Here is a 12426-nt window from a genome sequence, read left to right as displayed (position 1 = left end):
CCGGGGGACGGCCACAGGAGGACATGATGATCACCGTGGAGCAGGTGCGGGCGCTCGCGCTGACGCTGCCGCGCACGTCCGAGCACCTCATCAGGGACCGGGTGAAGTTCCGCGTCGGCGCGATCGTCTACGTCGCCTTCTCGCGGGACGAGACCGTCATGGGCTTCGCGTTCCCCAAGGAGGAGCGCGCCGCGCTGGTCGAGTCGGAGCCGGAGAAGTTCCACCTTCCCGGCGAGTCGGACATGCGCTTCAACTGGGTGCACGCCTGGACGTCCGCCCTCGACGAGCCGGAGATGCGCGAACTGGTCGTGGAGGCGTGGCGCATGGTCGTCCCGAAGAAGGTGGCCGCCGCCCGCCTCGGCCTCTAGGCGCCGGCGGGCCTAATGCGGGGGCGGCATCGGGTCGATCGCGTTGGCGGCGCCGCACCCGCCCTCGCCCGCCATGCGCTGCGCCCTCGGCGGCGTCCACACGTCCGTCCGGCCCGGCGCGACCCCAGCGGCTCGCTCCGCGGGCATTCCTTGCTCCGGGGCCTGGCGTCCCACTCGGTGTCCGGGGCGACGCGCAGCTCGAAGCACCGCCGGACCGTGACCGTATCGCCGGACAGGCCGGCCGACGCGGCGCCGGACGTCCGGACGACGACCCGCACGCCGTCCTTGGATATTCAGGACGCGCCGGAATCCGCGTTGCTCCTCAGTTCCCCTACTCAGGGGGCGGCGGCGGGCTGGGGCTCCTTCTCGCCCGGGGTCTCCTTCGGCGGGGCCTTCGACCGTCCGGACGGCACCCGCCGCCCCCACGCGGCCGCCGCCGCGAAACACGCGAACGGCAGGGCGGGCAGCAGGTAGCGGTAGTCGAAGTCCACCGTGGCGGGCGGGATCGCCAGCAGCATCACGGCCGACGACCAGAACAGGGCCGTTCGCGCGCGCGCCCGCCGCCACACGATCCCGGCCGCGCCCGCGAGCAGGACGAGCCCGAGCGCCGTCCCCGGAACGCTGACCCGCTCCTGGTAGTCGCGCAGGAAACCCGCGTACGGCTCGACGATGTGGGTGCGCCCGGTGCCGTGCGAGTACTCGTACACGACCGTCCGCCTGGTGCCGCCGCCGTAGACCGGGAGTTCGGGCTTGCGCGCGGTCGGCTTCGTCGGGAAGTGGTAGCGCGCCTCGGTGCCCACGGTCGGGTACCGGCTGCGATGCCACGCGAACGTCCGGACGAAGAAGTCGTACGACGCGACCTTCGCGTAGTCGAGCGGCTGGTTCCGGATCGCCCAGAACGCGAACCGCTGCGCCCGCGCGTTGGTGTCCGGGTCGAACGCGCCGCCGTTGGTCCACCCGGTCGGCGAGCCCTCCTCCCAGATCTGGTGGGACGACGCGGGCCGGTCGTCCTTCGGCCCGTGCGGGCACAGGCTCGCCAGGTCGGCGGGCGGCGTGTGGGCGTCGCAGTCGGCGAACGCCGCCGTCCGGCCCCAGAGGAAGATGCCGTCCACGCCGGTCATCCCGAACCGGCCGTGCTCCTGCTGGTACCAGGTCGCGTACGCGCCGACCGGCAGCGCGAACGTCACCGCGAGCGCCGCGTACGCGGGCCAGCGCGTCCGCCTGACCACCAGGTACACCACCGCGATCAGGAACAGCGGCACCCCGACCGTGCGGGTCACGGCCGCGACGCCGAGGAGCGTCCCGACGAGCGCGGCCCGCCGCCAGCCCGTCGCGCCCGGCTTCGCGAGGACCAGCATGGCGCCGAGCGCGAGGACGGTGAACAGCGTGTCCGACAGCAGGAGGTGTTCGAGTTCGAGCTGGTAGGCGTCCAGCAGCAGCGGCGCGACGGCCGCCGCCGCCCACGGCCGCCGCACGTCGAAGTCGCGGACGAGCATCCGGTACCCGGCCGCCGCCAGCCCGACGACCGCCGCGTGCTGCAGTGCCGTGACCAGCGCCAGGCTGTGGAACGGCTTGAGCGTCCACAGGAAGATCCCGTAACCGGACGGGCGCAGCGGATGCGGGAACGGGTCGTCCGCGATCCGCACGAAGTCGTAGCTGTCGTTGAACCACAGGACCCCGCGGAACCCCAGCATCGCGACGACGCGCAGCAGCACGCCCGCCACCAGCACCGCGGTGAACAGCCGGTTCCCCTTGACGGCGGCCAGCACGGACCCGGCCGTGGGACGGCGGACGGCCAGCGGGAAGAACGACACCGGGGACCCTAACTGTGGACGTGCGGGCGGACAGGATCCTGCGCCGACCTGGGATCGGCCGCGTCACGCCGGGGCGGGGAGCGGCCACTCCCACCGCCCACGCATCGGCCGCGATCCTACCAGCGCCCCGCCGACCCCCTCAGCTCCCCGACACCTGGAGCACCGGCAGCGTCCCCTCGATGGCGGCCCCCGCGGACTCCGGCGGGATCGGGGTCTTCTCCCGCACCGTCGTCGTTATCTTCATGGGGACGCGCGGGGTCACCAGGTACCTGCCCGGCCGCAGGAGGCGGCGCTCGGGGAGGGTCATGACGTACGTCGTCGTCCAGCGGCTCATGATGGCGCACTCCGCCTGGACGAACGGCTGCTGCTCGCCCTTCGTCTCGCTCGTGACGGGGAGGACGGTCGCGTCCCCGGTCCGCTGCGGGAGGTCCTTCCGCTGCATCGGAGGCATCCGGTAGAAGCCCAGGAACGCCGAGCCGTCGACGCCGAGCTGTTCGTCGTCGAGGCCGATGCCCCACTTGTACCAGTGGGTCTTGGGAGGTTTCGCCTTCTCGCCCAGGCACTGGCGTCCGCCGCCGCCCGGCGGGTAGTAGACGCCGCCGGGCGTCCGCGCCCGGAACTCCTCGACGAGCCGCACCTCCGTCCCGGGCTTGGCCCGCACCGGGGTGAGCGTGTACTTGAGGTCGATGTACGGGGTCTCGACCGGAGGCAGGGCGGCCTGGCCGAGGAGGACGCCGGGCTTGGTGAAGTAGGCGTGGACGCCGGCGTGGCTCGTCCCGCCGACGCCGGGGCCGGGGTCGGGCAGGAAGAACCAGGCCGCGATGGCGGCGGACCCGGCCCCGGCGGCGATGCGGGTCGCGACCTTCTTGCCGCCGAGCCTGCCGAGGAAGCCCTTGGCCGTGTCGGCCGCCGCCCCCTGCGCGAGGCCCCCGGAGGCGTGGCCCGCCGCTCCGGCGACGCCGGCGCCCGTCGCGGTCGAGGAGGCGCCGGGGGCGAGGAGCGCCGCCCCCAGCATCCCGAGCGGAATCGCCGTCGCGACCGTCGCCGCCACCGCGCCGAGGGCGACCAGTCCGCGCCGCTCCCAGTCGGGGCCGTACGCGCGGGCGGCCGCGGCGTCGACCTCGCTCACGAACTCGTGGGCGCTTCGCATCCGCTCGGACGGGTCCTTGGCGAGCCCGCGCAGCACCAGCGGCCGGAGCGCGTCCGGGACGCCCTCCAGCGGCGCCGGGCCCTCGGTGTGCGCGGCCCTCAACTCGGCGAGCGTCGTGCCGCGGAAGGGCTTCTCGCCCGTGACGCACTCGACGAAGACGCAGGTCGCGGCGTAGAGGTCGGTGGCCGGGGTGGCGGGGCCGCCCGCCCATTGCTCGGGCGACATGTACGCGGGCGTCCCGGCCAGGCCGCCGCGACCGGCGAGGACGGCGATGCCGAAGTCGATGAGCCTGCTCCGCCCGTCGTCCTGGACGAGGACGTTCCCCGGCTTGTAGTCGCGATGGACGACGCCGGCCGCGTGCGCCGCCGCCAGCCCGAGCAGCGAGCCCTTCAGCGTCGCGAGCGCGGCCTCGGGGGTGAGCGGGTCGGTGCGCTCGTCCAGGACCTTGCGGAGCGGACGTCCCGGCACCGCCTCAAGGATGATCGCCGCGCCCCAGGGCGACTCCCGGTAGTCCAGCAGGCGCGCCACATGCGGGTCGACGACGCGGCGGAGGATCTGCGCCTCGTCGCGGAACGTGGTGCGCGCCGCCGCGTCTCCGAGTGACTCGGCGGCGAGGTACTTGATGGCGACCGGCGGGCCGCCCGACTCGTGGCGTGCGAGCACGACCACGCCCTGCGCGCCCGTCCCCAGCTCCGCCAGCTCGACGAATCCGGGGAGGCGGTGCCCGGGCGGGATCACTGTCCGGTGTTCGTCTGGATCTCGCTCACGACGAGGGGCGAGGGAACCGAGGTCATGGTCTGGTCGTCGAGGTTGCCCCCGCCCGCGTCGCAGTCCGCGCCGTCGCACTTCCAGCTCACCGTCCACCTGATGGTCGCGGTGATCTGATACTTGCCGCCCGGCTGGCCGGCGGACGACCGGGTGTACGCGTAGTGGCAGGTCTTGCCGTCCTCGGTGCCGCCGTCCTTGCATTCGATCTGCTTCTCGCCCAGGTTCCAGACCACTTCCTGGACCTTCCCCGTCAACTGGACGGTCTGCGCGCCCTCCTTGATCGGCTCGGTCGCGACGTCGTGGTAGCCGTCCACCCACAGGGACGTCTGCAGGGCCACGTAGGTCTTGTCCTTGGGGGCGGTGTGCACGACGGGCACGGGGAACTCGGTCGCCGCGCGGGCGCGGAGGACGAGGTCGGCCGTGGCGGTGGGCGCCGCCTGGAGCGGCGCGGGACCGCCGGGCGCGGGCACGAAGCCCTGCGCCTCGTCCAGGGTCAGGCCCTCGGGCGGCGGGGGCAGCACGGGACCGCCGCCCGTGTTGCCTCCGGATCCGCCGCCGCCACCGCCTCCGCCTCCACCGGGAACGCGGATGACCAGGTTGCAGGTGCCGCCGGTGCCCGTCTTGTGGCAGGGCGCGGCCTGCGCGGGAACGGCGGCCGCCAAGGGGATGGCCAACGCGGTCGCCGTGATGGTGGCGGCTGCCGCGCGGCGCCGGGTGCGGGGGTGCGGGGGCATCGCGTGTCCTTCCCTGCCGGTCGTCAGCATGGACGGTCCTTGACGTTCGCGGCGACCTTCCAGACGCCGGAGTCGTACTGGACCGTGGCCCGGTACGCATAGGTCCCGCCCGGGAGCTCACCCGTCCGCTTGCCGGTCGTCGCGGAGAAGCGGTAGGCGGCGAGGGTGCGGACGCAGTCGATGACGTAGACCTTCGTGTTGTCCGTGGCGCGTGCGTACACGCGGGGGTTGAACGTGTTGGCGAAGCGCCAGATCTCGCCCTTGGCCCTGGTGGCCTCGACGTCCCGGGTGACCTCGCTGAGGAGGGGGTCCATGGCGACGGCGGGGAGGGCCGCGGGGTCGTTCGTCTCGTAGGCCTTCCTGTAGGCGGCCTGGTAGTCGCGGTAGCGCTTCAGGACGGTCTTGAAGAGGCGTTCCGTCGGGATCGCGGACGGCGCCGCGGCGGCCTGGGACGGGGCCGCGCCCGTGTCGAAGGAGCCGTTCGGGGCGAGTTCCCCGCCGGACGACGAGTGCGACGAGCCACACCCCGCGACCGCGAGGGCGCAGAGGGCGAGGACGGCGGGCAGCCGGTCGGCGCGGTGGGATCCCAGCCGAGGGGGGAGAACCAACCGGGCGCGCATCGCCATCCCTGAGCGGCAGCCGACAACGGGGCGGAATACGCGCGAAAGCTTACAGAGATGCGTGTGACGAGAAAAGGGATTCGTTGGGAACGGCTTGACCTCTACCAGGCTTGAGGTAGCACGCTTCCCGTGGAAGGCGTGATCGAAGGGGTTCCTGAATGCGTGCTGTGTGGTTGAGGGAGTTCGGCGGGCCGGAGGTGCTGGAGGCGGGCGACGCGCCCGATCCGGTGCCGGGCGAGGGGCAGGCGCTGGTGGCGGTGGAGTTCGCGAACATCACGTTCGTGGAGACGCAGGTGCGGTCGGGGACGAGTCCGATACCGATGCGATGGGAGCCGCCGGTCGTCCCGGGCAACGGGGTCGGTGGCGTCGTCACGGCGGTCGGGCCGGGCGTGGACGAGGCGCTTGTCGGACGCCGGGTCGTGACGTCCACCGGAGGTACGGGCGGGTACGCGGAGCTGGCCGCCGTCGACGCGGCCGGGGTGTTCGAGGTGCCGGACGGCCTGCCGCTCGACGACGCGGTCGCCCTGCTCGCGGACGGCCGGACGGCGACGATGATGCTCCGCGCCGCCCAGCCCAGGCCGGGAGAGCGGGTGCTGGTGGAGGCCGCGGCGGGCGGGGTGGGGACGCTGCTCGTCCAGTTGGCGAAGGCGGCGGGCGCGACGGTCGTCGCGGCGGCCGGGGGGCCGGGCAAGACGGAGGTCGCGGTGCGGCTGGGCGCGGACGAGACCGCCGACTACCGCGAGCCGGGCTGGGCCGGGAAGGTCGGCCCGGTGGACGTGGTGTTCGACGGCGTCGGCGGGGACGTGGCGCGCGAGGCGTTCACGCTGCTCAGGCGCGGTGGCCGGATGGTCAGCTTCGGGTTGGCGAGCGGCGAGTGGGCGGACGTCAAGGAGGAGGACGCGGCGGAGCGCGGAGTGACGCTGGTCCGCCCGGCGGCCACGCCCGAGGAGTTGCGGGAGTTCACGGAGAGCGCGCTCGCCGAGGCCGCCGCCGGACGCCTCCGGCCGGTGATCGGGCAGCGCTTCCCGCTGGACGGCGCGGCCGCCGCGCACGCCGCCATCGAGGCGCGGACGACCGTCGGCAAGACGCTGCTGGAGGTCACCCGACCGTCTTGAGGAAGGTCGTGAGGGCGCGTTCGTAGGCGGCCGGGTCGACGTTCCACGCCTCGGTGTGGCCGCCGTCCGCCTTGACGTGGGTGACCATTCCCGGTGGGGCCGTCCTGGCGAAGGTGAAGGCGGGGCCGTTCGCGACGGTCCCGTCGTCCTTCGCGGTGTAGAGCAGGACGGGTGTCCGCAGTTTCGGCGCGTACCGGCGCTGGTCGTAGTCCGACAGGTCGATCCCGATCCGCCATTGCAGGACGTGTTTCGCCACGTCCGTGAGGAAGGGCGGCAGGCTGCGCGCGGAGCCCTGCTTGTCGAGTGTGGCGTTCCAGTCCATGACGGGGGAGTCGAGGACGACGCCCCGCACGAACGACGGGTCCTTGCGAAGGGCCGTCATGACCATTGCGCCGCCCATCGACCACCCGTACAGAACGACACCGGTCGCGCCGTGTGCGCGCGCGTACCCCATGGCGGAGACGACCTCGTTCCATTCCGTGTCGCCGAGATGGTTCTTCCGGTCGGGGGACGGAGGCGCACCCACATCGTTCCTGTACGCGATGGACAGCATGGGGAGTCCGAGCGCGTGCACGGCGCGCATGGCACGCATCGTTTCGAGCTTGTCCGCGTTCCGTCCGTGGACGCCGATGACCCATGTGCCCTTGGTCGACGTGCCCTGGGTCGGCCCACCCGGCACCAGCCACGCGGGCATCGGGCCGAGCTTCGACTGATAGGTGACGTTCTGGAAGTCGAGACCGAGCGACTTCTTGGGGTCGTCACCCCATACCCAGTGGTCGATGTTCGCGTGCGTCCCCTTGGTCAGGGTTCCCTGCGTCACCGACGCGACCTTGCGGACGACGTGGTCGCCGTCCCGGCTGACGACGGGGCCGAGGAGGGCGCGGCCGCCCTTCCAGGCGAGCGCCCACGTCCCCGGACGTTCCGTCGACGTCTCGCGCGGCAGCGTGACGGTGCCGTTCGCGACGTCCGCCACGGTGAGCGGATACTCGTCGGAATGGTCCACCTGGGTCGCGACGCCCGCGAAGTACCAGCCGATCCCGCCGACGACCGCGCACAGCAGGACCATGATCGCGACGGCGGCCGCGATCAGCGCGCGGACGCGGCGGCGTCGGCGCCGTCGCGCCGGGGACGGCGCCCCGGGCGTCCCGGGGACAGGTGAATCTGAGGCTACGGTCGACACGACACGAACGTTAACCGCCGCTGAACGTCGCCAACGCCCCGGTCAACCCCCAATATCTGGATTCATACGGCTAATCTGCCCGGCAGACGCCATCAGACGGGTCGCGTGACACGGGGAGGACGCACGGCGTGACGGGGCATAGCGGGTGACGGGGGAGAACGAGCGCATCGCGGAGGCGGAGGGCCGGGTCGTCGAGTTCGCGCGGCGGACCGCGCCGCCCGGCTGGCGGCGGATCGACCTGCACTGCATCGCGACCGTCGCCGTCAACGACGTCGCCCTGACCGTGCTCACCGGGGAGGGCGAGACGGTGACGGCGGAGACCGTCCCGCAGGAGCTGACCGCCCTGCTGATGGACCTCCGCCGGGCGCACTACCTGTCTGAGCAGGGGACCTGGTTCTCGATGGTGGCCATCGTCGAGCCCGATTCCGCGTGCGCGCTCTACAACTACGACTTCGACCCGATGTGGGACCCGCCCATCCCGGCGGACTGCTGGCGGCGCGACCAGATCGTCCTGCCAAGGGACGGCGCGAACATGCCGCCCTGGCTCCGCGACCGGCTGGACGGACGCGCGCCCACGGAACCCCCAGCGCCCGACCCAGGACCGATGAATCCGGTCGAGCAAATGGAGTTGCTGTCCAACCAGGTCACGATCGTGGTCGCCGACCATGCGCCGCCGCTGTGGCGGAAGGTGTTCGGCTACTACCAGGCGGTCGGCGGGCACGTGGAGTTCCCCGCGATGATGTGCAGCCGGGCGGACGGCACCATGACGACGTGGACGCGCCCCGCCGCCGCCGGGGCCCTCCTCGACCGGCTCCGCGCGGGCACCCACGCATTCCAAGGGTCCACCTGGTTCCGCATCGACTTCGAGGTCGTGTATGAGGACGGGACCGTGCGGTGCAGGGCGAGTTTCACCAACGACGACGAACCGCGCTGGAACTCGGAGCCGTCGCCGGACGACATCCGGCGGGAACTCGACCGGTTCCCCCGGGACGACGTTCCGGAATGGATGACGCGGCGGCTCGGCGGCCCGCCGCCGCACACCATCGCCGACCGCCCGCCGCCGCCCGCCACGATCGCGCAGCCGCGCACCGACCCCGGCACCGGCCTGCGGCGTGCGCGCATCTTCGACCACGCGGCGCCGGACGGCGGACGTCCCGCCGTGTCGCGCCCGCCCGTCCCGCCGGACGAGGTCGAGCGTGTCACCGAGTACCTGCGTCGGGGCCCAGTCGTCATGGCTGCACGGTCGAAGGCGCCCGACCGGTTGGACCCGACCAGGGGCGATGCCGTCCCGCTGACATTCCACACCGACGGGACGTGGGTCTGGTCAGGCGCGGTGGCCTATTACCTGAAGGAACACGACATCCCGCCAGAGGCCGAACTGGTGGCGCACATACGCGCCAACGGGTTCGAGTTGCCCGCCGTCGACGACGACACCATGGACACCGCCAACGCCGCCGTGACGGGACGGTCCGTCCCAGAGCGCGTCCGGACGGAGGCAGAGCCCGACTGGACGCACACCCTTCAACACCGTCTCGACCAGCTCCGGGTGGATCGCGCCACGTACCGAATCAAGGAGACGGCAGAAGGGGTCTGGTGCCTCGTCCCAGACGGCGAACGGTGGGCGGTGTTCCAGATGCGGGACGGCGAACGCCGCAAGGAGGTCGCGTTCGACGACGCCGAGCAGGCCGCCGCCCACCTCCTCGGACGCCTCCTCCTCGACCCGCGCCACACCGTCGAGGACGGTCCATTCGAGCCGCTCAAGGGCGAACCCCCGCTCTCCCTACTGCGCGACCGTCACGTCGTGGAACTCCCCGCAGGGACGGAAGTAGACCGGTACGGAGGATCGGACGGCAACGTCACCTACGCGGCGCGCACCCCGTATCCCTACCGGTCGCTGCCGGCCGAGTGGCAGGACCGTCCGTACCGCGTGTACCGGCTGCTGCGCCCGGTGGAGACGCTGACCGGCACGGCCGTCCCGTGGTTCGGCCAGCCGGGCGGCGGGACGGCCCACGTCTTCCGCCGCTCGATCGCCGACCTGCTCGCCGAAGGCGTCCTCACCGACGTCACCGAGCACTGAACCGGCGCCTGATCAGGCGCTTCCGATCGCGGACACGAGCCCCAGCGCCAGCACCAGGTCGACGTGGATGAACGTCTCCAGCTTCGCGCCCGGCGGCACGTCCGGGTCGGCGGCGAGCCGGTCGAGGACGGCGAGCGCGCCCGGCGCGTCGAGATCGTCCGCCAGCGCCGCCTCCGCCTCGGTCGCGTACGCGCGGTTCATCGGACGTCCCGGCGACGTCGCCCACTCCGCGACCTGCCCGCGCCACCGGCCCAGCCGCTCGGCGGCCCGCGCCGGCCGCGCCCCGGACAGCTCCAGCGGCTCCCGGTACGGGACCTCCAGCACCGCCAGCCGCACCGCCAGCGCGTCACCGAAAGCCCCGCCGCCCACCGCTTCCGGTGGCACGTCCAGCCAGAGACCCGCCGGGTCCCCAGAGCCGCCGACATAGACGTCGGCGTCCGGAAGCGGAACATCGACCACCTCGAACGGCGCGATGCCGTGGTCGGCCCACTGATCCGAGACCGACGACGGGACGCTCGTCACCCGGACGCCGCGCCGCCCGGCCCGCTCCGCCACCCGGCGCAGCAGGTCGGCGATCACCGGGGCGCGGAGCCCGCCGTCCAGCACTTGGACGCGCAGCCCGGGACCGCCGGACAGCGGCCCGGCCCGCCCGGTGCGCGCGTCGTGAAGCCGCAGCATGCCTCAAACCCTAGGCGGCCGACGGGGCGCTCAGAGCGGCGGGTCGGACGGCATCGCGCCGATCGGCGGCACCGCGGCCCCGTCCGGCTTGCGGACGGCCGCGAACCGCAGCCGCACGTAGTCCGCGACCCAGCCGGACTCGCGGCGCAGCGCCGGGGCGGCCAGGTCGTTCACCCGGGAGAGCAGCGGGTCGACGAGCTCCGGCGGGACGTCCGCGAGCGCCCGCGCCGCGTACGCGCGGACCCAGTCGGCGGCGCCGTTCGGCCCCTCGGTCATCCGGGTCGGCCGGTCGGCGTGTTCGAGCAGCCGCAGCGTGAACCCGGCGTCCTCCAGCTTCGTCGCGTACTCGGCGGGACTCGGGAAGTACCAGGGCAGCTCGGGCTCGCCGAGGCCGAACACGCGCCAGGCGGTCTGCATCGCGACGACCAGCTCCGCGCAGTTCCCCGCGCCGCCGAGCTCGCCGACGAACCGCCCGCCGGGACGCAGCGCGGCGTGCACGCGGCCGATCACCGCGTCCGGGTCGCGGGTCATCCAGTGCAGGGCCGCGTTCGAGGCGACCGCGTCGAACGAGTCCCCGACGATGAAGTCGTGGGCGTCCCCGACGACGAACGACAGCCCGGGGTGCATCGCGGTCGCCTGCGCGACCATCTCGGCGCTGCCGTCGATGCCCAGCACCTCGGCGCCCCGCTCGGCTATCTCCGCGCTGAACGCCCCGGTGCCGCACCCGAGGTCGATCACCCGTTCGCCGGGCTGCGGATCGAGCAGGTCGACCAGGGGGGCGCCGTGCGCGGAGACGTACCCGAAGGCGGAGTCGTACGTCGTCACGGCCCAGTTCACTGTCACAATTTATCGGACATCTCCCTAACCCCGGCGGGCTTCCCCCGTCACTCCACGTTCCGGAATCCCATTCCGGGGACCTTCCGCCCGGGGCGCCCGGCCGACCGCCAACCGGACCATGACGACGTGTGTCACCACTGTGACGCAGGGTAGGAAGCCGCCCGAGGCAACACGTTTCGGGGGTGCGTGGTGCGAAACAGGAAATTCATCATCATCGGTGCGGGACTCCTGCTCATCGCCGGCTGCGGCCACGCGGACAAGAAGCAGGCGCGGACGGCCGGCCAGCACGCCGAGCTGAAGCACGGGAAACCGGCGGCCCCGGCCCCGCCGCCGCCGCGCAAGATCGACTGCCTGCGGACCAGGTGCGTCTCGCTGACGTTCGACGACGGCCCCGGCCCATACACGGCGCGGCTGCTCGACACGCTCAAGGGGCGCGGCGTCCGCGCGACGTTCTTCATGCTGGGCGAGAACGTCGGCGCCCACCCGGACCTGGTGAAGCGGATGTCGCTGGAGGGCCACGAACTGGCCAACCACAGCTGGTCCCATCCCGACCTGACCTCGGTGTCGTCCGGGGAGCTGCGGTCGCAGATCCAGCGGACGCAGGCGGCGATCAAGGGCGTCTCGGGGGTGACGCCGACGCTGATGCGGCCCCCGTACGGGGCGACGAACAAGCAGGTCGGGCGCGCCATCGGGATGCCGCTCATCCTCTGGAGCGTGGACACGCTCGACTGGCGCTACCGCAGCGTCGCCCGCGACACCAAGGTCGGGATCAAGGAGCCCGCGAGCGGCGGGATCGTCCTCTTCCACGACATCCACAAGCCGAGCGTCGACTCCATCCCGAAGGTCGTGGACGGACTCAAGAAGCGCGGCTTCACGTTCGTCACCGTGTCCGAGATGTTCCAGGGGCAGCCGCTCCAGCCCGGCCAGACCTACACCCAGCGGACCCAACCGGCCAAGGCCGCGGCGGCGTCGCCTTCCACCCCGCCTTCCAATTCGTCTTCCAATTCGCCTTCCGCGTCGCCCGCCGCATCGGCGAGCCCGTGACGTGACGGGCCGCATCCGACCGCCGGACGCCTGAACCGCGC

12 protein-coding genes are annotated in these 12426 nt (G+C 72.9%); 4 read left to right on the top strand and 8 right to left on the bottom strand.

Annotated features, from left to right (window positions below; genetic code table 11):
* Window positions 1–26 precede the first annotated feature (26 nt).
* A complete protein-coding gene (locus FXF68_RS15590; RefSeq protein ID WP_148351573.1) occupies window positions 27–368 on the top strand; it encodes an MmcQ/YjbR family DNA-binding protein in 342 nt (113 codons plus the stop codon).
* Between the two features lie 12 nt (window positions 369–380).
* Here the strand turns inward: FXF68_RS15590 and FXF68_RS44455 are convergent, their stop codons facing one another.
* From FXF68_RS44455 to FXF68_RS15575, 5 genes are all read right to left on the bottom strand, one after another.
* Window positions 381–515 carry a hypothetical protein gene (locus FXF68_RS44455; protein WP_281292210.1) on the bottom strand — a complete coding sequence of 45 codons (135 nt, stop codon included), beginning with the start codon at window positions 513–515 and terminating at the stop codon, window positions 381–383.
* Window positions 516–703: 188 nt separating this feature from the next.
* Window positions 704–2182: a hypothetical protein gene (locus FXF68_RS15585; RefSeq protein WP_148759768.1), complete on the bottom strand. Its 1479-nt coding sequence runs from the start codon at window positions 2180–2182 to the stop codon at window positions 704–706.
* 139 nt (window positions 2183–2321) lie between these two features.
* Entirely contained in the window at window positions 2322–4070 is a 1749-nt protein-coding gene (locus FXF68_RS15580; protein ID WP_187437943.1) for a serine/threonine-protein kinase, read from the bottom strand.
* Window positions 4067–4864: a hypothetical protein gene (locus tag FXF68_RS42360; RefSeq protein WP_187437942.1), complete on the bottom strand. Its 798-nt coding sequence runs from the start codon at window positions 4862–4864 to the stop codon at window positions 4067–4069. Before FXF68_RS42360 ends, FXF68_RS15580 begins: the two co-directional genes overlap by 4 nt.
* Window positions 4858–5442, bottom strand: a complete 585-nt coding sequence (locus FXF68_RS15575; protein WP_187437941.1) for a hypothetical protein — start codon at window positions 5440–5442, stop codon at window positions 4858–4860. The genes FXF68_RS42360 and FXF68_RS15575 overlap by 7 nt, the downstream gene beginning before the upstream one ends.
* Window positions 5443–5612: 170 nt before the next feature.
* Between FXF68_RS15575 and FXF68_RS15570 the strand changes: the two genes are divergently transcribed.
* On the top strand, window positions 5613–6569 hold the full coding sequence (locus FXF68_RS15570) for a zinc-binding dehydrogenase (RefSeq protein WP_148759762.1): 957 nt from the start codon (window positions 5613–5615) through the stop codon (window positions 6567–6569).
* On the opposite strand, the gene FXF68_RS15565 is transcribed toward FXF68_RS15570, so the two are convergent.
* The gene (locus FXF68_RS15565; protein WP_148759760.1) at window positions 6553–7749 is read right to left on the bottom strand and encodes an alpha/beta hydrolase family protein; all 1197 of its coding nucleotides are present in this window, start codon (window positions 7747–7749) and stop codon (window positions 6553–6555) included. The two genes, FXF68_RS15570 and FXF68_RS15565, sit on opposite strands and share 17 nt — an antisense overlap.
* A gap of 145 nt (window positions 7750–7894) precedes the next feature.
* Here FXF68_RS15565 and FXF68_RS15560 point away from each other — a divergent pair, with 145 nt between their 5' ends.
* Complete coding sequence (locus FXF68_RS15560) at window positions 7895–9826, top strand: TNT domain-containing protein (protein WP_246178720.1); 1932 nt, start codon at window positions 7895–7897, stop codon at window positions 9824–9826.
* 12 nt (window positions 9827–9838) lie between these two features.
* Here FXF68_RS15560 and FXF68_RS15555 read toward each other — a convergent pair whose 3' ends face one another.
* Window positions 9839–10504, bottom strand: coding sequence for a hypothetical protein (locus tag FXF68_RS15555; protein ID WP_148759758.1), 666 nt, complete (start codon window positions 10502–10504; stop codon window positions 9839–9841).
* 30 nt (window positions 10505–10534) lie between these two features.
* Window positions 10535–11341, bottom strand: a complete 807-nt coding sequence (locus FXF68_RS15550) for a class I SAM-dependent methyltransferase (RefSeq protein WP_148759757.1) — start codon at window positions 11339–11341, stop codon at window positions 10535–10537.
* A 189-nt stretch (window positions 11342–11530) separates the two neighbouring features.
* Between FXF68_RS15550 and FXF68_RS15545 the strand changes: the two genes are divergently transcribed.
* The gene (locus tag FXF68_RS15545) at window positions 11531–12385 is read left to right on the top strand and encodes a polysaccharide deacetylase family protein (RefSeq protein ID WP_187437940.1); all 855 of its coding nucleotides are present in this window, start codon (window positions 11531–11533) and stop codon (window positions 12383–12385) included.
* The last annotated feature ends 41 nt before the right edge of the window (window positions 12386–12426 follow it).

Origin of the sequence: Actinomadura decatromicini (genome assembly GCF_008121305.1) — a bacterium.
Lineage (GTDB): Bacteria > Actinomycetota > Actinomycetes > Streptosporangiales > Streptosporangiaceae > Spirillospora > Spirillospora syzygii.
This window is presented reverse-complemented; position numbering and strand designations above follow the sequence as displayed.

Bases quoted from the DNA above. Each gene is read 5' to 3' on its own strand.
- FXF68_RS15590 (WP_148351573.1), top strand. From the start codon at position 27: ATGATCACCGTGGAGCAGGTGCGGGCGCTCGCGCTGACGCTGCCGCGC.
- FXF68_RS44455 (WP_281292210.1), bottom strand. From the start codon at position 515: ATGCCCGCGGAGCGAGCCGCTGGGGTCGCGCCGGGCCGGACGGACGTG.
- FXF68_RS42360 (WP_187437942.1), bottom strand. From the start codon at position 4,864: ATGCTGACGACCGGCAGGGAAGGACACGCGATGCCCCCGCACCCCCGC.
- FXF68_RS15570 (WP_148759762.1), top strand. From the start codon at position 5,613: ATGCGTGCTGTGTGGTTGAGGGAGTTCGGCGGGCCGGAGGTGCTGGAG.
- FXF68_RS15555 (WP_148759758.1), bottom strand. From the start codon at position 10,504: ATGCTGCGGCTTCACGACGCGCGCACCGGGCGGGCCGGGCCGCTGTCC.